Origin of the sequence: Streptococcus hyointestinalis (assembly GCF_041225505.1) — a bacterium.
GTDB lineage: Bacteria > Bacillota > Bacilli > Lactobacillales > Streptococcaceae > Streptococcus > Streptococcus hyointestinalis_B.
Genome location: NZ_JBCLSK010000011.1, coordinates 1 through 21,631, shown reverse-complemented (window position 1 = coordinate 21,631; position 21,631 = coordinate 1). Strand labels below are relative to the sequence as shown.

At 44.1% G+C, this 21,631-nt stretch carries 20 protein-coding genes and 2 pseudogenes; 6 read left to right on the top strand and 16 right to left on the bottom strand.

The annotated features are described in order from the left end of the window. Window positions 1-98 precede the first annotated feature (98 nt). The 12 genes from era to rplK all read right to left on the bottom strand — a co-directional run bounded on the left by era (window position 99) and on the right by rplK (window position 8,390). A complete protein-coding gene (gene era, locus AALA56_RS04170) occupies window positions 99-995 on the bottom strand; it encodes a GTPase Era (protein WP_369908877.1) in 897 nt (298 codons plus the stop codon). A gap of 22 nt (window positions 996-1,017) precedes the next feature. Further along, window positions 1,018-1,419: a diacylglycerol kinase family protein gene (locus AALA56_RS04165; RefSeq protein ID WP_164683575.1), complete on the bottom strand. Its 402-nt coding sequence runs from the start codon at window positions 1,417-1,419 to the stop codon at window positions 1,018-1,020. After that, window positions 1,400-1,897, bottom strand: a complete 498-nt coding sequence (gene ybeY, locus AALA56_RS04160; RefSeq protein ID WP_369908902.1) for an rRNA maturation RNase YbeY — start codon at window positions 1,895-1,897, stop codon at window positions 1,400-1,402. Before ybeY ends, AALA56_RS04165 begins: the two co-directional genes overlap by 20 nt. A 91-nt stretch (window positions 1,898-1,988) precedes the next feature. After that, window positions 1,989-3,002: a PhoH family protein gene (locus tag AALA56_RS04155; RefSeq protein WP_369908901.1), complete on the bottom strand. Its 1,014-nt coding sequence runs from the start codon at window positions 3,000-3,002 to the stop codon at window positions 1,989-1,991. 119 nt (window positions 3,003-3,121) lie between these two features. Beyond that, the gene (locus AALA56_RS04150) at window positions 3,122-4,183 is read right to left on the bottom strand and encodes a hypothetical protein (protein WP_369908876.1); all 1,062 of its coding nucleotides are present in this window, start codon (window positions 4,181-4,183) and stop codon (window positions 3,122-3,124) included. Between the two features lie 43 nt (window positions 4,184-4,226). Continuing rightward, entirely contained in the window at window positions 4,227-4,442 is a 216-nt protein-coding gene (locus AALA56_RS04145) for a YozE family protein (RefSeq protein WP_369908875.1), read from the bottom strand. Between the two features lie 82 nt (window positions 4,443-4,524). After that, window positions 4,525-5,397, bottom strand: coding sequence for a CvfB family protein (locus AALA56_RS04140; RefSeq protein ID WP_369908874.1), 873 nt, complete (start codon window positions 5,395-5,397; stop codon window positions 4,525-4,527). A 64-nt stretch (window positions 5,398-5,461) separates the two neighbouring features. Further along, window positions 5,462-6,019, bottom strand: coding sequence for a ribosome recycling factor (gene frr / locus AALA56_RS04135; protein ID WP_115268647.1), 558 nt, complete (start codon window positions 6,017-6,019; stop codon window positions 5,462-5,464). A 9-nt stretch (window positions 6,020-6,028) separates the two neighbouring features. Beyond that, the gene (gene pyrH / locus AALA56_RS04130; protein WP_369908873.1) at window positions 6,029-6,763 is read right to left on the bottom strand and encodes a UMP kinase; all 735 of its coding nucleotides are present in this window, start codon (window positions 6,761-6,763) and stop codon (window positions 6,029-6,031) included. A 102-nt stretch (window positions 6,764-6,865) separates the two neighbouring features. Then, complete coding sequence (locus AALA56_RS04125; protein ID WP_115268643.1) at window positions 6,866-7,051, bottom strand: hypothetical protein; 186 nt, start codon at window positions 7,049-7,051, stop codon at window positions 6,866-6,868. A 127-nt stretch (window positions 7,052-7,178) separates the two neighbouring features. Then, window positions 7,179-7,868, bottom strand: coding sequence for a 50S ribosomal protein L1 (rplA, locus tag AALA56_RS04120; RefSeq protein WP_115268641.1), 690 nt, complete (start codon window positions 7,866-7,868; stop codon window positions 7,179-7,181). Between the two features lie 96 nt (window positions 7,869-7,964). Next, complete coding sequence (gene rplK, locus AALA56_RS04115) at window positions 7,965-8,390, bottom strand: 50S ribosomal protein L11 (protein ID WP_115268639.1); 426 nt, start codon at window positions 8,388-8,390, stop codon at window positions 7,965-7,967. Between the two features lie 172 nt (window positions 8,391-8,562). Between rplK and AALA56_RS04110 the strand changes: the two genes are divergently transcribed. Next, entirely contained in the window at window positions 8,563-8,910 is a 348-nt protein-coding gene (locus AALA56_RS04110; RefSeq protein WP_164683583.1) for a DUF3397 domain-containing protein, read from the top strand. A 148-nt stretch (window positions 8,911-9,058) separates the two neighbouring features. Here the strand turns inward: AALA56_RS04110 and tuf are convergent, their stop codons facing one another. From tuf to ppc, 3 genes and pseudogenes are all read right to left on the bottom strand, one after another. Continuing rightward, complete coding sequence (gene tuf, locus AALA56_RS04105; RefSeq protein WP_115268633.1) at window positions 9,059-10,255, bottom strand: elongation factor Tu; 1,197 nt, start codon at window positions 10,253-10,255, stop codon at window positions 9,059-9,061. 348 nt (window positions 10,256-10,603) lie between these two features. Then, window positions 10,604-11,815 (bottom strand): annotated as a pseudogene (locus AALA56_RS04100) (FtsW/RodA/SpoVE family cell cycle protein); the annotation flags it as partial. Between the two features lie 112 nt (window positions 11,816-11,927). After that, the gene (gene ppc / locus AALA56_RS04095) at window positions 11,928-14,738 is read right to left on the bottom strand and encodes a phosphoenolpyruvate carboxylase (protein WP_369908872.1); all 2,811 of its coding nucleotides are present in this window, start codon (window positions 14,736-14,738) and stop codon (window positions 11,928-11,930) included. Between the two features lie 206 nt (window positions 14,739-14,944). Between ppc and pepF the strand changes: the two genes are divergently transcribed. From pepF to AALA56_RS04075, 4 genes and pseudogenes are all read left to right on the top strand, one after another. Continuing rightward, on the top strand, window positions 14,945-16,741 hold the full coding sequence (gene pepF, locus AALA56_RS04090) for an oligoendopeptidase F (protein ID WP_369908871.1): 1,797 nt from the start codon (window positions 14,945-14,947) through the stop codon (window positions 16,739-16,741). A gap of 257 nt (window positions 16,742-16,998) precedes the next feature. Further along, a pseudogene (locus AALA56_RS04085) lies at window positions 16,999-17,751 on the top strand (glycoside hydrolase family 25 protein); the annotation flags it as partial. A 55-nt stretch (window positions 17,752-17,806) separates the two neighbouring features. Further along, entirely contained in the window at window positions 17,807-18,286 is a 480-nt protein-coding gene (locus AALA56_RS04080) for an aminoacyl-tRNA deacylase (protein ID WP_369908870.1), read from the top strand. 9 nt (window positions 18,287-18,295) lie between these two features. Beyond that, entirely contained in the window at window positions 18,296-18,934 is a 639-nt protein-coding gene (locus AALA56_RS04075) for a histidine phosphatase family protein (protein WP_369908869.1), read from the top strand. A 40-nt stretch (window positions 18,935-18,974) separates the two neighbouring features. On the opposite strand, the gene AALA56_RS04070 is transcribed toward AALA56_RS04075, so the two are convergent. After that, entirely contained in the window at window positions 18,975-19,877 is a 903-nt protein-coding gene (locus tag AALA56_RS04070; protein ID WP_369908868.1) for an HAD family hydrolase, read from the bottom strand. Window positions 19,878-20,033: 156 nt separating this feature from the next. On the opposite strand from AALA56_RS04070, the gene lysS reads away from it, so the two are divergent. Next, complete coding sequence (lysS, locus tag AALA56_RS04065) at window positions 20,034-21,524, top strand: lysine--tRNA ligase (protein ID WP_369908867.1); 1,491 nt, start codon at window positions 20,034-20,036, stop codon at window positions 21,522-21,524. Window positions 21,525-21,631: the final 107 nt, after the last annotated feature.

Sequence of the window (21,631 nt, the reverse complement as noted above, 5' to 3'; positions counted from 1 at the left end):
GTATCATCGAAACTTTCAGATAAAGATATATTTGAAAATCTACAGAAAAAATCTTCCCAACAAAAAAACATCTAACGGCAAATGCCATTAAATGTTTTTTAATATTCTTTTTTGTTATACCCAAAGTCTGCCAGGTCTAGTTTCTTGTCACGCCAGTTTTTCTTGACCTTGACCCAAGTCTCCAGATAGACTTTATCGCCTAGCATGAGCTCGATGTCACGGCGGGCGAGACTGCCGATTTTCTTGAGCATAGCGCCTTTTTTACCGATGATGATACCCTTTTGGCTGTCACGCTCGACCATGATAGTAGCTCTGATATGCACCTTGTCGGTCTCCTCGTCCCGCTTCATGCTATCCACCACGACTGCTACAGAGTGAGGCACTTCCTCACGAGTGAGGAGCAAGACCTTCTCACGGATCATCTCAGACACCAAAAAGCGCTCTGGGTGGTCTGTGATCTGATCCGCTGGGAAGTACTGGAAACCTTCCTCTAGGTTGTCTTTTAAAATCTCAAGGAGTCTTGGGATATTATTGCCCTGCAGAGCAGAGATAGGCACAATTTCCTTAAAGTCCATCTGAGCGCTGTAGTCCTCGATTTTCTCTAAAAGCTGGTCTGGGTGCACCTTGTCGATTTTATTGATGACCAGAATCACAGGCACTTTTGCCTGCTTCAAGCGCTCCATAATCATGTCATCGCCCTTACCACGAGCCTCATCCGCTGGCACCATAAAGAGGACAGTGTCCACCTCACGCAGTGTACTGTAGGCAGACTCCACCATAAAGTCCCCAAGCGCCGTCTTTGGCTTGTGAATCCCTGGTGTGTCGATAAAGACAATCTGCTCACTATCTGTCGTATAGATCCCCATGATTTTATTACGAGTGGTTTGGGCTTTATCGCTCATGATAGCGATTTTTTGTCCCATGACATGGTTCAAAAAGGTTGATTTTCCTACATTTGGGCGACCTAAAATCGCCACAAAACCTGACTTAAACATCGTTCCTTGTTTTTTGTCCTTTCTATCTAAAGATGAGTCTTAGCACTTTTGGCACAAAGATAATCAAGCCCGTCAAAACAGCATAGCCTGAAATGACCAGCACCGCTCCAGCTGCCATGTCCTTGGCGTTCTTAGCAAGGAGTGAAAAGTGATAGCCACTAGCTAAGTCCACCACATTTTCAAGAGCCGAGTTGATAATTTCAAAAGTCACGACCAAAAAAATGCTAAGCAGTAAAAAGAGCCATTCGATAGCCGATACCTGAAAGATAAAACCAGCGATAATCACAAGGACAGCCGACACCATGTGCTTGCGCATGTTGCGCTCTTCCTTAAAAGCCGTCACGACCCCTGTCATGGCGAACTCCATGCTGGTTAGTAAATCACGATTTTTCCACTTTTTTTGGTTATTGTCTTGTAAGTCCATAGGCGCTCAAAATCTCTTCTTGCAGCGTAAACATCTCTTCTTCTTCCTCTGAGGTGTAGTGATCATAGCCATTGATGTGTAAAAAACCATGCACCGCTAAAAATCCCATCTCTCTCTCAAAGGAGTGTCCGTAGTCACGGGCTTGTTCATGAGCCTTGTCCACCGAGATGAAGAGCTCACCGATATAGCTGTCAAACTCTGACATCATATCGGCAAGTTTAGGGTCAGCCGCCAGCATGTCCTCATCGATAGTGATAGCCTCGTCTGGCTTGTACTCTAGGCTGATGACATCGGTCGGACGGTCGGTATCCCGATACTCCAGATTGAGCTCATGACTGCGCTCATTGGTCACAAAAGTAACCGCCATTTCCTTGTCCTCTTTGCCAGTTTTTTCAGCCGCAAACTGCAGCAAATCTAGCGTCTGCTTTTTGATAGCTTCTGAGACTTGACCCGTCTCATCAATCATTTCTACATACATCTTTTTTCTCACATTCCAACTGTTCTATTCACTCCCATTATACCATACTTAGACCAAAAAAGCCCCTTTTTAAAGGGGCTTGTGGCAAATATCAGCTCTCATCAGAAATTGGCAGCTCACCAATCACTTCGTAGTTGGTGAGACCAGACCTAGTGTCTTTGTCTTCTGTCTGACTTTCCTTAGGCATATCGGGTCTTTCGGTATCTTCCTCGTAGGCGGTGATGATTTCAGCGACCACTGGGTGGCGCACCACGTCCTTAGCAGACAGATAGATAAAGTCAATCTGCTCGATATTTTTCAGCTTCTGCGTTGCGTCAATCAAACCAGACTTGACATTTCTTGGCAGGTCAATCTGGCTAGTATCACCATTGACAATCATCTTGGAGTTAAAGCCAAGACGAGTCAGAAACATCTTCATCTGCATGATGGTGGTGTTTTGCGCTTCATCGAGGATGACAAAAGCGTCATCGAGCGTACGCCCACGCATATAGGCAAGCGGTGCAATCTCGATAATCTCACGCTCCATGAGCCGTGTCGTCTGCTCTTTGCCGAGAATCTGATAGAGAGCGTCATAGACAGGGCGTAGATAAGGGTCGACCTTTTCTTTTAAGTCCCCTGGCAAAAAACCAAGGCTCTCGCCCGCTTCAACTGCGGGACGTGTGAGGATGATACGCTTGACTTGACCACGCTTGAGCGCCGTCACAGCCAAAGTCACCGCTAGAAAGGTCTTACCAGTACCAGCTGGACCAATCCCAAAGACAATGTCGTGCTTTTTGACACTATCGACATAGACTTTTTGCCCCAGCGTCTTGACACGGATGGGTTTACCGTAGTTGTCCTTGATGATTTCTTCCTCGTAGAGGGCTACAAACTTGTCAATAGTACCATTTTGCGCCATATTGAGCGCAGTGACCACGTCAGAGGTATTGACCAGCATGCCACGCCCAACAAGGACAAGGAGGGCATTGATGACCAGTCTCGCCACTTCAACAGCTGACTCCTCACCAATCACCTGCACACGCTCCACTCGAGCGTGAATAGTCACATCTAGCGCCTTTTCGATAACTTTTAAATGCCGTTCATTCGTTCCAAAGAGACTCATCATATCATCCGGATGAGCCAGTTGAATATCAATTGAGTAATCTTGCAAATTCTTTGTCTCCCTTGCTCTGTATCACTTTATTATACCATTTTATCAGCCATTTGGTGCTTGAAAACCACGGCTTAGTGCTTTTCATCTTCTTTAGCTAGACTATCTCTTAGGGCTTGGAGCTTTTCAAGGGACTGGGCAGACATGGTCGTCTCTATACCGACCATATGCCGTTTTTTAACGGCTTCATCCTTTAGCGAGTGCGTGCTTTTCTTATACTTTTCGAGCCGTTTTTTCTCAGCAAGTAGCACATCATCTGGCGATAGCTTTTGTTCTCTTTTTTCTTTATCTTGAGGAGCTGTTGTTGCCTGCGCTTCTATTTTTTCCAATGGCGCTATTTCTTCTATCGCTTGCTTCTTTCTATTAAATATCTGACAAATCTTTTGCCAAAGGCGTCGCCAAAAAGGTAGCGCAGCTGCTTGATAGAGGTAGGTCGGATAGTAAGGCTCTGATGAGATAGGATAGAGCTGACTCATGTCAACCTGATAAGCTACTTTTACATCTTCTTTGAGGCGGCTTTTTCTCGCTTCAAAGGAGTCGCTGTTTGGCAATTGCCAGCTGATTTGCTGAGCTTTTTGTGTCCATGTCTTTCCATACTCACGGTCAAAATAATGACTAAAAACAGTCGAGATAGTCGTCAGATAGAGAGGCAAGTCCCGACTAGCAATATCCCGTCTGATATTTAAAAGCCCAGTCACCAAAAGACGACGCAACTCTTTGGAGACATTTTCACTCAGACAAATGCGCTTGCCCTCAAGAGCATAGTCCTCACGCAAATAAAAAGACTGCTTTTGATAGTGCTTTTGCCGATAAGCCTCTTCATAAAAGATAGACACACGATGTTCTGCCCATTTTTCAATCACCTTGAGCGCATAAAAAGACTCAAAAGTAAAGCGTGCCCACGACTCATTCAAGCCCTTTTCAATGCGAGCTCGTAAAACCGACCGTGATACCGTGTAGTCAATCGTTGGAATAGCCAGATAAGGGACAGCTGCCTTGTGGTCGCTAAAGCGCAGCACTTTATAGTAGTACTTATCCCGAAAAACAGCCACGTAAAAATAGCCCTTGCGTCCAACAGGTGACTTCGCCAAAATAACCTCATCCTTGTGCAAACACTCACCCAAAGTGCCTAACACCTTGTCATAAACTCCTCACTCCTACTCATCCTAATGTAACCTCCTAATGCGCCAGATACTCCTCCCAAATCTGGTCAAAATCGCCCAAGTTAAAGGAAAAAATCGCCTCATCTTCCAGATAACGGCTGATGGTCTCAAAGTCCGAACTGTGCTTTGGAAAAGTCGTCTCCTCAAAGACCAAGTCCGCCAATCTCGCCTTGGGACTGTTTGACTTTGGATTTCTCTCAGTCATCAGCCAAGTGTAAAATGATTTTCGCATGCCGCTCTCCTTTCTAAAAGTTGACTTTTATTGTAACAAAAAAGACGCTTAGAAGAAACTCTAAACATCCTTTTTAAACAAATTAGTCTTTATCGTCTGTTTCAATCAAGTCCACACCAAACTGGTCTTGCTTGATTTTGCCAGCTTTCATGAGACCACCAAGGGCTTTTTTGAACTGCCCTTTGGAGATACCAAAGGTCGCCTTGATGTCAGCGGGTGAGGACTTGTCGTTTAAGGTCATAAAACCACCATTTGCCTTTAGATAGGTCAGAATCATCTGCGCATCATTCTCTAACATCTCATAAGAGCGTGGTTTGATGGAGAGATTGAGCGTTCTATCCACCGCACGAAAGCCAATGACCCTGGCCTCTAGCACCTGACCGAGACGTGGCTCAGCGTAGCGCTCACTAGGGTGAATGAAGCCCAGCATGTTGTTTTCAGGTAGGTAGACAAATGTCCCAGACAGCTTGAGACGATAGACAATGGCAGGTAAGGTTTGGTTTTGCATATTGTCATAGGCAGGGCGTGCCAGCTTTTGAAAGACCTCTGGACTGGCTGGAATCGCCCACAGACGCTCTTTTTTGTCCAGCTCATAGCGGACATAGAGCTTGTCGCCTTTCTTAGGCCACAGGTCTTTGAGGTCTGGGAGGACATCTAGTGACACTGCCACTTCCTTGTCTGGAAGCCCCGTATCGACAAAGACACCAAGGTCACGGCGCACCTCAGTCACCACACCCCAGCCGTAGCTGGTTAGACTTGCTTCTTGCTTGACGGTCGTCATGCGCTTTTTCTGATGTTTGTCTGTGTAGACAAATCCCTCGACCATGTCCCCAAGCTTATGCACTCCTTCTTGCTTTGCAAGGGCAAAGGTCACACCGTCTTTTTGGACAAAGTAATAGTCCGTATTTTCATCGGTCACAAGACCTGTGATCATTGTTGCTAAATGTGTATTCATATCTTATCTCATGCTTCTTTTGGCAAACAAACTCAGCTAGCCAAGCCAGCTGAGTTCTGTCTGATTAAACTTCTAAGAGTTCTTTTTCTTTATTAGCTGTCATTTGGTCAATGTGCTTGACAGCAGCGTCTGTAGCGGCTTGGATGTCCTTTTCAAGCACTTTGAGTTCGTCTTCTGTGATTTCTTTGGCTTTTTCTTGCTTTTTAGCTTCGTCCATAGCGTCACGGCGGATGTTGCGGATAGCAATCTTAGCATTTTCACCGACTTTTTTCACGTCTTTAGCGAGCTCTTTACGTGTTTCCTCAGTCAAAGCTGGGATAACCAAGCGGATGACAGAGCCGTCATTGGCTGGGTTGATACCAAGGTCTGACTCATTGATAGCACGCTCAATATCCTTGATAGAACCTTTATCAAATGGAGAAATCAAAAGAACACGTGCTTCTGGTACAGTGATAGACGCTAGCTGGTTAAGCGGTGTCGGAGCACCGTAGTACTCCACTTCGATACGGTCAAGTAGTGACGCATTTGCACGGCCTGCACGAATGCTTGCGAACTCACGAGCAAGCGAATGGTGCGACTGCTCAAAGCGCTCATTTGCTTTATCAATAATAGGGTTTGCCATAATACTCTTTTACTCCTCAGATACTTTATTTGATACAGTTGTCCCGATTTGCTCACCAAAGACAACACGTTTGATATTACCTGTCTCATTCATGTTAAAGACGACAAGGTCAATATCATTGTCCATAGATAGGGTAGATGCGGTAGCGTCCATGATTTTGAGACCACGCTTGATCACTTCAACGTGTGTTAACTCGTCAAACTTGATAGCATTGGCATCTTTCTTAGGATCGGCATTGTAGACACCATCCACACCATTTTTAGCCATAAGAATAGCTTCCGCTTCAATCTCAGCCGCACGAAGCGCAGCCGTTGTATCCGTTGAAAAATAAGGGGAACCAATACCAGCACCAAAGATGACAATACGCCCTTTTTCCAAGTGACGAAGCGCACGCCCACGGATATAAGGCTCAGCCACATTTTGCATTGGAATAGCTGTCTGCACACGTGTATCTACACCACATTGCTGCAAGCTATCTGCCATAACAAGAGCGTTCATGACAGTACCTAGCATACCAGTGTAGTCCGCTTGGACACGCTCCATCCCAGCAGCAGCCGCTGGCTCACCACGCCAGAGATTGCCCCCACCAATAACAAGCGCAATTTGCACACCAGACTGATGTACTTCTGCGATTTCCTTTGCAATAGCCTGAACAGTTGGCAAATCAATACCAACACCCTTGTCACCAGACAATGCCTCACCAGACAATTTAATCAAAATACGATGATATTTCGGTTCAACCATTTTAATTCTCCTTATTTTATCCTATCTATTTTATCATATTTTGCATTATTCTCCTAGTGCCTAGGCAGGATTTTTTGACAATCCTAGTAGCAGACAAGCAGCTTATTTTTCCTTTAGCCATTCATGGTATTTTTCGACCAGATTGACCGCCATTTGCGTCGCCAAAGCAACTGAAAAGGCTTCTGTCCCTTCCAAATAATCCTCTGTCACTTCTGTTTTGGTTTCATTGTAGATGTCCGTTAGGCTCTCTTGCGACAAAGTCTTTTTAAATGCTTCAAATTCGTTCATAATCATTTCCTTACTTCTTTATTTACTATTAGTGTATCATCAAGTCTTCTAAAATACCACTATAAGCCTGCTAAATACATGATTTATTTTCCCACACAAAAAAGACCCTAAACGGGTCTTTTCACAATTAAAGTGAACTTGGGTCAACCTTGATACCAACACCTTGAGTAGTTGTGATAGAAAGGTTTGTGATGTAAGTTCCTTTAGTTGTAGCTGGTTTAGCTTTAACGATTGTGTCATTGAAAGCTTTGAAGTTTTCAACCAATTTGTCAGTATCAAATGATACTTTACCGATAAGCGCTTGAACGTTACCTGCTTTGTCAGCACGGTAAGTAATCTTACCACCTTTAGACTCTTCAACAGCTTTTGCAACATCCATAGTTACAGTACCTGTTTTAGGGTTTGGCATAAGGTTACGAGGACCAAGCACACGTCCAAGACGACCAACGATAGCCATCATATCTGGTGTTGCGATAACAACATCAAAGTCAAGCCATCCACCGTTGATTTTAGCAACAAGGTCATCTTCACCAACGAAGTCTGCACCAGCAGCTTTTGCTTCTTCAGCTTTAGCACCACGTGCAAATACAAGTACACGAGATGTTTTACCAGTACCGTTTGGCAATACCATTGCACCACGGATTTGTTGGTCAGCTTTTTTCACGTCGATGTTAAGGTTGTAAGCAACTTCTACAGTTGCGTCAAATTTTGCAAAGTTAGTTTCCTTTGCAAGAGCTACAGCTTCTTCTACGCTGTATGCTTTAGTGCTGTCGATTTTCTCAAGAGCAGCACGCAAGTTTTTACTTTTTTTAGCCATTATATTTTCTCCTTGTAATGTGGTCTAGCGATTTAGTGAAATCTCCCACGTCACTCATCAGATGTTGATGAAGTCGTGCGGGTTTAGTGGGGACTATTAGTCAGTAACAGTGAATCCCATTGAACGAGCAGTACCTTCAATCATACGCATTGCAGACTCGATGTTTGCAGCGTTAAGGTCAGGCATTTTAGTTTCAGCGATTTGTTGTACTTGTGCACGAGTAACGCTAGCAACTTTAGTTTTGTTTGGTTCACCTGAACCTTTTTCAACACCTGCAGCTTTTTTCAAAAGAACAGCAGCTGGCGGAGTTTTTGTGATGAAATCAAATGATTTATCTTCATATACTGAGATAACAACTGGGATGATCATACCAGCTTGATCAGCTGTACGAGCGTTAAACTCTTTAGTGAATCCCATGATGTTGATTCCTGCTTGACCAAGAGCTGGTCCGACTGGTGGAGCTGGTGTCGCTTTACCAGCAGGAATTTGAAGTTTAACAACTTTTTCGACTTTTTTAGCCATTTTAAATATCCTCCTGTTGTGGTTCGTTCGGTAATTGTAGATTTTTACCTCCCACAGATATGCTTTTTAGCATACCTAACTATTATAACGCATTTTCAAAATAAATCAAGGTAAACCAAGTTTTTCTTTTAAAAAAGTTTACAAGTCTCCTCACAAGAGGTAAAATAATACTATGATGTATAAGTTTATTGCCCTACTGCTACTTGTTTTAACCCCTATTTTTTCCTATATTATCGTCAAACTCTTTGGACTTAACCGCTTAAAGCTCCTGTTTCCAGACGTCGCTTTCCCACTCTACGTCTTAGAGATTATCCTTGTTTCTGACAAGTTTCTAACCCACGGGCTTTTGCCCTACCTCATCTCACTCTTTAGCCTTTTAGCTCTAGCCATTGCTGCTTTTCTGATTTTTAAAAAGCACCGTTTTAGCTACAAGCGTTTTATCAAGCTCTTTTGGCGAGTAGGCTTTCTTGTCACCCTCTTATTTTACTTTGGTCTTGTCATCTACATCTTTCTTATCTGATTGCCACTGCTTGTGGCATTTTCTTTTTCCAAAAATGAAACCACTAGCCTTGCTAGTGGTGTTTTTGTCTACAAAAAAACGAGCTCAAAGAGCTCGTTACAATTAAAGTTGTCTGACTATAATTGTTAATTTGGGAACTTAATACTAATTAAGCTTCGATTTCAGATACGATACCTGAACCAACAGTACGTCCACCTTCACGGATAGAGAAAGTAGTACCTTGTTCAACGGCGATTGGGTGGATCAATTCAACGTCGATAGTAACGTTATCACCAGGCATAACCATTTCAGTACCTGCTGGCAATTCGATTGAACCAGTTACGTCAGTTGTACGGAAGTAGAACTGTGGACGGTAGTTGTTGAAGAATGGAGTGTGACGTCCACCTTCTTCTTTAGTAAGGATGTAAACTTCACCTTTGAATTTAGTGTGAGGTTTGATTGATCCTGGTGCAGCCAATACTTGACCACGTTCGATTTCGTCACGTTGGATACCACGAAGAAGCACACCAACGTTGTCCCCTGCAAGACCTTCATCCAATTGTTTACGGAACATTTCAACACCAGTAACAACTGCTTTTTGGATTTCGTCTTTGATACCAACGATTTCAACTTCGTCGTTGACTTTAACAGTACCACGGTCGATACGTCCTGAAGCAACTGTACCACGTCCAGTGATTGAGAATACGTCTTCGACTGGAAGAAGAAGTGGTTTGTCAGTGTCACGTTCTGGTTCTGGAATGTACTCATCAACAGTGTTCATCAATTCCATGATGATGTCTTCGTACTTTTCATCACCTTCAAGAGCTTTAAGGGCTGAACCTTGGATAACTGGAAGGTCATCACCTGGGAAATCGTATTCGCTAAGAAGGTCACGGATTTCCATTTCAACCAATTCAAGCAATTCTTCATCGTCAACCAAGTCAACTTTGTTCATGAAGACGATAAGGTGTTTAACACCAACTTGACGTGAAAGAAGGATGTGCTCACGAGTTTGTGGCATTGGTCCGTCAGTTGAAGCTACTACAAGGATAGCACCGTCCATTTGAGCGGCACCAGTGATCATGTTTTTAACGTAGTCCGCGTGTCCTGGTGCGTCGATGTGCGCATAGTGACGTTTTTCAGTTTCGTACTCAACGTGTGCAGTGTTGATTGTGATACCGCGTTCGCGTTCTTCTGGAGCAGCATCGATTGCAGCGTAGTCTTGTGGTTGGTTAACTGCTGATGGAAGACGGCGTGCAAGAACTGTAGTGATTGCAGCTGTCAAAGTAGTTTTACCGTGGTCAACGTGTCCGATTGTACCAATGTTAACGTGTGGTTTACTACGATCGTATTTTTCTTTTGCCATTTAGGAAAAGCCTCCAATAAAATATATTTTATAGATAGACGGTAGGCAATACAGTCTAACTTTACCTTATTATTTTAACAAATTCCGGTAAAATTGCAAGCCTTAACCACGCCTTTTTCAAATTTTACTTGTTTTCTGTTTTTTAAAAAAGGGTAAAGTGGGAAAATCTTATCTGCTTTTTCTTCTGCTTGTTCTACTGTCTATGCGATAAGTGTCACATTTGGACTTCTCCATTATAGTAAAAAAAGCTTGAGTTGTCACTCAAACTTTTTAGGCTTGACGGTTAAAAGGGATAATTTTGTCGTCTGTTGGGGAAAGCATCTTGGCTTGTCGTCTTTGCTCTTTTTTTTCTTCTTCTGCTCTATAGATAGCGTCCCGTTTTTCATTGGCATCGATATTGAGGACGATCCCTACCGCTACTGAAAGGACGAGGAGACTATTTCCCCCTTGAGATAGGAAAGGAAAAGTTACCCCAGTCGATGGAATGAGTCCTGAGATACCGCCGATATTGACAAAGACCTGCATCAAGAGCATGCCTCCGATACCCAGCGCCATCATGGAGTTAAAGGGATTTTTCGCCTTGATACCCACGTGAAAGATACGTAAAATCAAGAAAAAGACCAAGGCTAAGATGAGACAAGCGCCAATAACACCTAGCTCCTCCATGACGATGGAAAAGACAAAGTCGGTCGTTGACTCTGGCAGATAGCCCCGCTTTTCGATGGAGTTTCCAAGACCTAGCCCAAACCAACCGCCATTACTCATAGCGTAGTAAGAGTTTGCCAGCTGGTGTCCTGAGTCTGTCACGTCCTTAAAGGGGTTGTAAAAAGCGCTGAAACGCTTAGCGACATAACCAAAGATAGGCACTTTTCCCATAGTCTCTACACCAACAATGGCAATCAAGCCAAGAAAGGCAGCCGATACAGTCACAATGGCTGTTAAAAGCCCAGAGAACCAACGGTAGCCCACCCCACTGACAGAGTACATGATGACCGCTGTCAATACGATAATCGCCGCATTCCCAAGGTCAGGTTGGATGACAACCATACCGATAAGAACAAGTGAGTAGACCCGCCAGTCCTTGAGATCTGACCAACTCCTAGGAATCCACTTGCGCTTGGTCAGCGCTTGGTAGTCATAGGTTTCAATCAGTTTCTGCTTTCTAGCAAAGGTAAAAGCTAAGAGCCAGACGATAAGGACCTTAAGATACTCCGCCGGCTGAAAACTAATCGGACCAAGCACAATCCAGCCGTGCGCCCCATTGACCGTTCGTGTAAAGAAACGAGCGATAAAAAGCAAAATCATCTCGACAATCAAAGCAATGCGCAGAACATTGCCGTTTTTCAAAAAGTTTAGCTTGAGTTTATAGATAAAAGCAATGGCTGCTAAACTCACTACCCAAAATCCTGCCTGATTGAGTACAGACTTAAAAGGATTGAGCCCACTACTAATCAAGCTGACGCTGGTCGTCGAATAAATAACAATCAAGCCCAGCACCGACAAAATCAAATAAGGAATGAGGATAGAGTAATTTAGCAAATGGCGTTTCTCAATTTTCATAAATACCTCGTTCATTCAAAACTTGCATTTACCATTATATCATCTTTGCTAGGCAAAGTAAAAGTTGAACAGCAAGATAAAACCTACAGCTTTTACACTGTAGGTTTCTCTATTAGCCTGAATTACGCAAACCTGTTGCAATACCGTTGATAGTGATGTGAATGAGTTTTTCATAATCTTCACCCAACTGGTCATTGCGCAAGCGCTTGATGAGTTCGATTTGGATGTAGTTAAGCACATTGAAGTATGGCAAGCGGTAATCAAGACTAGCACGTAAGCTTGGGCTTTCTGCTAGGAGCTCGTCATGTCCTTCGATAGCTAAAATCACATTTTTGGTCAACTGCCACTCATCTAGGATGATGTTAAAGACGTCTCGGACTTCTTCTTCCTTAGCCAGTTGAGCGTATTGGAAGGCGATATTCATGTTTGATTTTGACAGCACCATATCTACATTTGATAGTAGCGAGTTGAAGAATGGCCAAGTCTTGTACATGTGTTGGAGTTTAGCCAGATTTGCCTCGTCTTGGTCGATAAAGTGCTTAAAGGCAGAGCCGACACCATACCAACCTGGGAACATGATACGGTTTTGTGACCATGAGAAGACCCAAGGAATGGCACGCAGACCTGAAATCTCAGTGATGGTCTTACGAGCAGCTGGACGTGAGCCGATGTTGAGACTAGACACTTCCTTAATCGGACTTGCTTCAAAGAAATAATCATAGAAATGAGGATTTCCAAACACCAAATCACGATAGATGACATTACTATCTTGCACCACAGCGTCCATAATCTCTCTAAAGCCATCAATCTCACTTGGATTAGCAATCATCTGAGTGACCATACGGTTGATAGAAGCTGAAATCAACATCTCGAGGTTGTAATAAGCAGCGTCTTTGTTGCCGTATTTGTTTTCGATGATTTCCCCTTGCTCAGTTAGACGGATACGATCCTTGATAGAGCCAAATGGTTGAGAAGTGATGGCTTCGTAAGATGGACCGCCACCACGACCAACAGTACCACCACGACCGTGGAAGAAGGTAATCTTGACACCGTGGTCATCCCCAATCTTGGTCAAGTCGTTTTGCGCTTTATAGAGTGTCCAGCCAGAAGCAAGATAGCCACCGTCTTTATTGGAGTCAGAGTAGCCCAGCATGATTTCTTGGTAGCCTTTATTGGCTGCAATCCATTTTTTGACAATATCATACTCAAGGTACTGTGTCATAATGGCACGTGAGTTGTCAAGGTCCTCAATCGTCTCAAAGAGAGGCACGATTTGGATACGAGCAGACTCGCTGTCTGTTAGACCAACTTCTTTTAGCATGATGGCAAGCTCAAACATATCAGAGACACTTTCTGTGTGTGAGATGATATGTTGCTTGATGACATCATCTCCTAGCTGGTCTTTTAACTCACGAGCTGTTCTAAAGATAGCCAACTCTTTTTCCAGCAATTCAGACTTAGGCGCATGCGTTGCAGACAGTGGACGTAGGTCTTCGAGCAGTTCTTTTAGGAGAACTTGACATTTCTCATCCTCTGAGAGTTCACTGTAGTTGTCAACGATGTGAGCAGATTTGAGCAATTCTGCCACACAAGCCTCATGAACACTAGAGTCTTGACGCATGTCGATACTTGCTAGGTAGAAACCAAAAACATCAACAGCCTGCAATAACTCCTCAAAGTCGCCTTTGATAAGAGCATGGTCGCCATTAGCCTCTAGAGACTCCTTGATGGTCAACAAATCTTGCTTAAAGTCAGCTGCACTTGTGTAGTGTGGAAAGACCTCTTGCTTAAACTCAGACGCTACCTCAGTCAGCTTGCCTTGGACATAGCGAGCAACGACGCTAGCGTTGTTGGTGCTGGTGTAGACGTCTCCCAGAGTTGTAGTGCGTTTTGGAATGCCGTCTGTCTTAAGCTCAATCAGCGTTTGAATAACTTTTGATTGGATGTAGTTAAAGGCTTTACGATAAGGCTCGTTTTCACGGTAGACAGAGGTGTCGTTTGAGTGCTCTGCCATTTCCTTAACCGCATCAGACGCCTGACAAAGCGTGGTTGAGAGTGAGATGGTGCGGTAAAGCGTGGTTAATTTCTCAATGTAATAATTGAGGATAACCTCACTTTGGACAGTCGCTGACATGCGCAGCGTCTCAGCTGTGACGTATGGGTTCCCATCACGGTCACCACCAATCCACATGCCCATAGTGATCGGGCGTGGGTTGTCTAGTGTGAGACCACGCTCACTCGCTAGTTTTTTGTACTCTGTAGTTAGTTTTGTAATCGCCTTAATCAAGGAAACATTATAGTATTCCATGACATTGGTGATTTCATTTTTGACCTTGAGTTTACGCTCACGGATAATATCGGTCTGCATGATAATCTCAACATAGCGGCGCAACTCATCCAGCCATTTTTCTCTGTTGACGATACCAGCCTGCACATCACGGTATTTGCGTAAAAGGTCATGGATTTGAGTGGTCAACTCAAGGACTGTTTTACGCTGTACTTGCGTTGGGTGAGCAGTTAGGACTGGTACGACATTGACATGCTCTAGGATTTCCTTAGCATTATCCTTGTCGCTTACGGTATCAATGGTAGCTGATAATTTTCCCAGGTAGTCACTATCAGTGTTATTGGCATAGTTAACCTTGTAAGCAAGGTCCACATCCTCAGAGATGTTGATAAGAAGCGGTAAGATAGAGAAATACCTCGCCACTACAACCATCTCATCATTACTAATCGTAGCTACTAGCTTTTCAAGCTCCACATACTGGTCAGTAGCTGAGAGAGACACCAACTCCTGAATGGTATCAAAAGTTTCCTCTCCTACCAATTGCTGGGCAGTCTCATCCAGCAGACGCTTCAAAATAGCGACCTCTTCGGTGATATGCCCATTGCTGCTACTGCTTTCTAACTTTTTAGTCGTCACAGATTTCACTCCTCTCATCTGGATTTAATGATACATTAAAGACTTCTTGCTATTATCATACCCTTTTTGACCTTAAAAGTAAACTTATTTCTGAAAAATTACCAGTTATTTACGAATATTCTGACAGAAAAAGATAGTAAAATTCGTTGTTATCGTTTTCAATTGTGTTATACTAAATAAATAGAATAAAATCAAAGGAGACACCTATGGAACTCAAAAAACGTTCAGAATTTCCCGAGAATGAACTCTGGGATTTGACCGCTCTCTACAAAGACCGTGAAGACTTTCTCTTGGCGATTGAAAAAGCGCTAGAGGATGTGCGTGTTTTTCGCAAGAACTATGAAAACAAACTGACAGATGTTGATGACTTCACACAAGCCTTGATGGAAATCGAGCAAATCTACATCCAGATGAGCCACATTGACACTTATGCTTTCATGCCACAGACGACAGACTTTAGCAATGAAGAGTTTGCCCAAATCGCCAAGGCTGGTAGTGACTTTATGACCAAAGCGAGCGTTGAGCTCAGTTTCTTTGACACGGCTCTAGCGCAGGCTGATGAGGCGATTTTAGATGAACTAGAGGAAAATCCGCACTTTAGCGCAGCCATTCGTCAGGCAAAAATCCAAAAAGCGCACCTTCTAGCGCCAGAGGTCGAAAAGGCACTCACCAACCTCAACGAAGTCATGGGCGCACCTTACGACATCTATACCAAAATGCGGGCTGGCGACTTTTCTATGGAGGACTTTGAGGTGGACGGCAAGACCTACACCAACTCCTTTGTCCTCTATGAAAACTTCTACCAAAACCACGAGGACGCAGCTATTCGTGAGAAGGCTTTTCGCTCTTTCTCAAAAGGTCTGAGACAGCATCAAAATGCTGCCGCTGCGGCTTACCTCGCTAAGGTCAAGTCTGAAAAGCTCATCGCTGATATGCGTGGCTATGACTCCGTCTTTGACTACCTCCTTGCTGAGCAGGAGGTTGACCGCTCCATGTTTGACCGTCAGATTGACCTCATCATGACGGAGTTTGCCCCAGTCGCTAGAAAATTCCTCAAACATGTCGCCAAGGTCAATGGTCTTGAGAAGATGACCTTTGCCGATTGGAAACTAGATATTGACAATGAACTCAATCCTGACGTGACTATTGATGAGGCTTACGACCTTGTCATGAAGTCTGTAGCTAGTCTAGGTAGCGAATACACAAGAGAGGTCGAGCGCTATCAGAAAGAGCGCTGGGTAGACTTTGCAGCCAACGCCAACAAAGACTCTGGTGGCTACGCTGCTGACCCCTACAAGGTACACCCTTATGTACTGATGAGCTGGACAGGACGTATGAGCGATGTCTACACGCTCATCCATGAGATTGGACACTCTGGACAGTTTATCTTTTCTGACAATCACCAAAGCTACTTTAACACCCACATGTCAACCTACTATGTCGAAGCACCGTCAACCTTCAATGAGCTTTTGCTCAGTGATTACCTAGAGCATGCCTTTGACACAGCTCGTCAAAAACGCTTTGCTCTTGCTCACAGGCTGACAGATACTTACTTCCACAACTTCATCACGCACTTGCTGGAAGCTGCTTTTCAACGTAAGGTTTACACCATCATCGAAGAGGGCGGCACCTTTGGTGCTGAGCAATTAAACGCCATCATGAAGGAAGTGCTTAGCGACTTCTGGGACGATGCGGTTGAGATTGATGACGACGCCGCTCTGACTTGGATGCGCCAAAGCCACTACTACATGGGGCTTTACAGCTACACTTACTCAGCAGGTTTGGTGATTGCAACCAGCGGCTATCTCCATCTCAAGTCAAGTCCTAATGGCGCTTCTGACTGGCTTGATTTTCTCAAATCTGGTGGCAGCAAGACACCGCTTGAAACAGCTAAAATCATCGGTGCTGACATCAGTACAGACAAGCCTCTTCGTGACACCATTCAATTCTTGAGTGACACGGTTGATAGCATTATCGCTTACAGCGAAGCTATCTCACAATAATTCACAAAAGTCTCCACAAGGAGACTTTTTATCGTGTAACATGACTTGTGATATGTAAAACGCTATCATGTTTAGTCTATTTTCCCCAAGAATAGAAGAAAGCAGGCGAAAAACTTTGCTATTTTAGCTATTTTACGGTACAATAAAACCAAATGAGAAGAAGAATTAAGCCTATTGTGGTCTATCTCTTTCTTGGTTTTCTCGCTTTTTGTTTGCTCTATAGCCATCAAAAAATGCAAAAAGCTTATGAGCAGCAGCTGACCGATGCTAAAAACAGTATCCCTTCTGTCAGCAAAACCAGCACAGCCAAGACGACCAAAAGCACCACAGATGAAGACGAATTTGTTCTAAAACCGATAATTGATGTCTCGGGCTGGCAGCGTCCTAGCGAGATTGACTACGATACACTTTCAAATAATATCTCAGGCGCTATTGTCCGTGTCTATGGAGGCTCACAGATTACTAGCAGTAACAACGCCGCCTATACAACAGGTGTGGATAAAGCCTTTAAAGAGCATATCACCGCCTTTCAAAAGCGTAATGTCCCTGTCGCTGTCTACAGCTACGCTCTAGGTAAAAGTGTCAAGGAGATGAAGGCAGAAGCCAGAAGTTTTTATAAAAACGCTTCGCCTTACAGCCCAACCTTTTACTGGATTGACGTTGAGGAAAAGACCATGTCCAATATGAATAAAGGGGTCAAGGCTTTTCGTGACGAGCTGAGACGCTTAGGTGCTAAGAATGTTGGGCTTTATATCGGTACTTACTTTATGGAAGAACAGGGCATTTCTACAAAAGGGTTTGACGCTGTTTGGATACCGACTTATGGTACCGACTCAGGCTACTATGAGGCTGCACCAAACACGACACTCACCTATGATTTGCACCAGTATACGTCACAGGGAGTTTTGCCTGGATTTGACAATGTCCTTGACCTCAATCAAATCGCAGTGACCAAGGACACTAAAAAGACCTACGAAAAACTCTTTGGCAAAGTGACTTCTAAAAACTAGCGTGTACCTTTTAGGACGCGCTGTTTTTACGACAATAAGACAAGAAAGGATAAAGATGGCAAAAGCAAAAAAACTCAAAAAAACACTGGTCGACCAAATCTTAGACAAGGCAAAAATAGAGCATGATAGCCTTGCTCTCAATGCGCTAAAGGATGACCTACCAGACGACATCGACAAATCTGACATTTACAAAACCCTAGCCCTTATCGGAGATAAAACCGGTCCTCTTATCGGTATCGTCCCTATCACCGAGCACCTGTCTGAAAAGAAACTCGCCAAGGTCTCTGGCAATAAAAAGGTCAGCATGATTCCACAAAAAGACCTGCAAAAAACAACTGGCTATATCCACGGTGCCAACAATCCTGTCGGTATCCGCCAAAAGCATGCCTTTCCGATTTACATTGACAATACCGCAAAAGACAAGGGCTTTTTGATTGTCTCTGCTGGTGAGATTGGGCGCTCCATTCGCATTGACAGCCAGACACTAGCTGACTTTGTCTCTGCTGACTTTGCAGATTTATTAGAAACACATTGAGGGAAAATAATGAAAATCTATTTTGTACGACACGGAAAAACGGAATGGAACTTAGAAGGGCGTTTTCAGGGGGCAAAGGGAGATTCGCCACTGCTGTCTGAAGCTCGTGATGAACTAGCAGAGCTTGGAGCATTTTTACAAAATGTCTCTTTTGACGCTGCTTTTTCTAGTGATTTAAAGCGAGCTGTGGATAGCGCAGAGGTCATCATGGCGCAAAACAATCAGCCTATCGCAATCACCGCAACTCCTGCTCTACGAGAATGGCACCTCGGCAGACTCGAAGGGCAAAAGGTTTCGGTCATCACAGACATCTATCCGCAGGAAATGACTGCCTTTCACCACAATCTAGCTGCTTTTCACTCGGGCTATTTTGGAGCAGAGACGCCGCATGATACCACCATACGGGTCAAGCGCTTTTTACAAACACTCGCTGACAAGGACTATCAAAATGTCCTCATCGTCGGGCACGGTGCCAATCTGACGGCGTCTATTCGTACTCTCTTAGGCTACGACATCGGTGAACTCCGCCAAAATGGAGGGCTTTACAATGCCAGTGTCACTGTCCTTGAAACCACAGACTGCAAGCACTACGACCTCCTCACTTGGAACGACAAGACTTATCTTGAAACCGTTGAAACCATCGCTTAAAAAAAGGATTTTGGACATTTCCAAAATCCTTTTTGATGGATTAGCGTGCGTACTTCATACGCAGGACTTTTTCTTGTTGTGGTGTTAAGCGCAGCAAAATCACGACCTTGTCAATGCTGATATTGCTCTCAAGCAGGCGCTCAGCTGCCATCATCAAGCCATTGTTAATCCCCAGCTCAAGGACAGGATTTTTCTTGTCATTGACGTCAAAGATAAATTTATTGTCTGGCAGGTCAAAGAGGACCTTGACAGCGCCGTAAAGCTGCTCGAAGTTGTCAATCTCAAGGTCGTAGACAGGCTTGGTACCTGGCTTTAGCTTACGTCCACGGTGGTTGAACCACATGGAGTGCCAACCGCCATTAAAAGCTCCCATGATGTCATTGTCATAGGAATCGCCCACATAAAGAGTTGTTGCAGGATTCATGTCAAACTGCTGAGCCGCTAGGTTAAAGATTTCCTTTTCAGGCTTTTGAAAACCAGTCGCTTGGCTGACGATGACACGCTTAGGGTCGACATAGTCGTAAAGCCCTAGCTTTTTCACCTTTTTGAGCTGATGTTCTGTTGGACCATTGGTAATCACTCCCATCGGCACATTTTTGGACTTGAGAAAATCAAGCGTCATGCGCATCTCATCCAGCATAGTGATATTTTCCAGCTCTTTTTCATAGACTTCTTGGAAATGGCTGCCGCTTTCTTGGTCAATCTCACGATAGCCAAACTCAAGAAGCGTCTCCTTGCAGCGCCAAAATCGGAAATACTCTGTCGTCCACTCACCAGCCATGACACGTGGAAAACCAACATCAGAATAATGACGAAAACGAATGTAGGCTTGATTGATACAGCTCATATCAAAGTCTGGAAAACACTTCTCAACAGCCACACGATAAGGCGCCTGCTGGTCATAGATAGTATCATCAACGTCAAATACAATGGAAGTAATCATTATTTAGTCCTTTCTACTCCTTATTAGTATACCTTTTTTAGAAAATTATTGCAATGTGACAAGTATCACAATAGAAAGCTTTGACAATCTAAAAATATAGTGAAGTCTCCTTTTATTTATGGTATAATAGCGGAGAGAAACTACTTGGAGGAAATGATGTCAAACGAACATAATGAAACATTAAATGACCAACAAATTGTCCGCCGTGAAAAAATGGCGGCTTTAGCTGAGCAAGGAATTGACCCTTTTGGGAAACGATTCGAGCGCACAGCAACATCTGGTCAATTAAAAGCAAAATACGCTGACAAAACCAAAGAAGAATTGCATGAAATCAATGAAACAGCTATCATCGCAGGGCGCTTGATGACTAAGCGTGGTAAAGGTAAGGTTGGCTTTGCACATCTCCAAGACCGAGATGGACAAATCCAAATCTACGTCAGAAAAGACGCTGTCGGTGAAGAAAACTACGACATCTTCAAAAAGGCTGACCTTGGTGACTTTTTAGGGGTTGAAGGTGAGGTTATGCGTACAGATATGGGTGAGCTCTCTATCAAGGCGACACACATCACCCACCTCTCTAAGGCGCTTCGCCCACTGCCTGAGAAGTTCCACGGGCTGACTGATATTGAGACCATTTACCGCAAACGCCACCTCGACTTGATTTCAAACCGTGATAGCTTTGAGCGCTTTGTCACACGTTCTAAAATCATCTCTGAAATCCGTCATTACCTTGATGGACTTGGCTTCCTTGAAGTGGAAACGCCTGTTTTGCACAATGAAGCTGGTGGTGCTGCTGCTCGTCCATTTATCACGCACCACAATGCGCAAGATCTGGACATGGTGCTTCGTATCGCAACAGAGTTGCACCTCAAACGCTTGATTGTCGGTGGTATGGAGCGTGTCTATGAGATTGGACGTATCTTCCGTAACGAAGGCATGGACGCTACACACAACCCTGAGTTCACCTCTATTGAGGTCTATCAAGCCTATGCTGATTTCCAAGACATCATGGACTTGACTGAGGGTATCATCCAACACGCTGCTAAGGCAGTCAAGGGAGACGGGCCTATCACTTATCAAGACACTGAAATCATGATTAACGAGCCGTTTAAGCGTGTGCACATGGTGGACGCTATCAAGGAAGTGACTGGCGTTGACTTCTGGCGTGAAATGACTCTAGACGAAGCTAAGCAACTAGCTGCTGACAAGGGTGTTCCTGTTGAAAAACACTTCACTAGTGTCGGGCACATCATCAATGCTTTCTTTGAAGAATTTGTCGAAGAAACCCTTATCCAACCAACCTTTGTCTACGGTCATCCTGTCGAAGTGTCACCGCTTGCTAAGAAAAATGCAGACGACCCACGCTTTACAGACCGCTTTGAGCTCTTTATCATGGCCAAAGAATATGGTAATGCCTTTACCGAGCTCAATGACCCAATCGATCAACTTGAGCGCTTCAAAGCACAAGCCGCTGCCAAAGAGCTTGGGGATGATGAAGCGACTGGCATCGACTACGACTACGTCGAAGCGCTTGAGTACGGCATGCCACCAACTGGCGGACTCGGTATCGGTATTGACCGACTAGTCATGCTCCTCACTGACACTACAACCATCCGTGATGTGTTGCTGTTTCCGACGATGAAATAGAAGAAAAGAAAAAATCGAACATCTAACTTATTGATATACTCCCCATATAGTAGACAGTGAAAAAACAAAAATTCACTAGAAACTATAAGGGGAGTTTTCATATGTCT